We start from the raw sequence: 1,026 nt of genomic DNA on the forward strand, positions 1-1,026 counted from the left end.
CAGATTGCCTTGCTTGTCGCGCAGATATTTAAGAGTGTCGGGTAGCATTTTTAGCAGTCCGCCGGGGCTTGTCGAGAAACCATCCTTCTTTTTGCTTTTCACCAAAACACAGGCATCAACATGTTCCTGCAGGTTCTTTCCGACGCCGGGCAAATCCTGTATCACTTCGATACCATGTTGTTGAAGCTCCTCTTTATCGCCGATACCTGAAAGCATAAGCGTTTGAGGAGAGTTGAAGGCGCCGCCGCACAACAGCACTTCTTTACGTGCATGGACGGTATGCTTTTCACCTTGTTGAGTAAACTCGACCCCTGTTGCGACTTTGTTCTCGATGAGAATTTTATCGACAAAGGCCTCGCATTCAACAAAGAGGTTTTGCCTTGTCATGGCCGGCTTTAAATAGGCGCGTGAAACGCCGCAGCGCTCGCCATCTTTGATGGTAAATTGATAATAGCCCGCGCCTTCAAATTGTGGTCCGTTGAAATCTTCTGTTAGAGGGTATCCTGCTTGCTCACTTGCAGCCAAAAAACACTCGTTAAGCGGGTAAGTGTTTTGCGTGTCAGAGACATAGATAGGGCCTTCTCCACCATGATAGTCACTGGCACCGCGCTCGTTGGTTTCTGATTTTTTGAAGTAGGGCAGCATGTCATCAAAGCTCCAGCCAGGGTTTCCTTGTGCTTCCCAGGTATCGTAGTCTGATTTGTGACCGCGAATATAAACCATGGCATTGACAGCACTGCTGCCGCCGAGAGTTTTTCCGCGAGGACAAAATAGAGGCTGCCCGTTACGTATATCGGCAACCGGCTCAGACTCGTAGCGCCAGTTATATTTCTTACTATACATGAAGTAAGCAAAAGCCCCGGGAACCTTGATCATCGGGCTTTTATCTCGCGGCCCGGCTTCCAGCACAAGCACGGTTTTATCACCTTCTTGGGATAAACGCTGAGCTAATACGCTGCCCGCAGAACCAGCGCCAATGATGACGTAATCGAAAGTCAGTGAGTCCATGTGGTGTGCGCCTCTTAT

At 49.2% G+C, this 1,026-nt stretch carries 1 protein-coding gene; it reads right to left on the reverse strand.

From position 1 onward, the window contains the following. A partial coding sequence (locus A3757_RS23760; RefSeq protein ID WP_156506538.1) for a GMC family oxidoreductase occupies nucleotides 1-1,008 on the reverse strand: 1,008 nt, incomplete at its 3' end. Nucleotides 1,009-1,026 lie beyond the last annotated feature (18 nt).

Source organism: Oleiphilus sp. HI0117 (assembly GCF_001635235.1).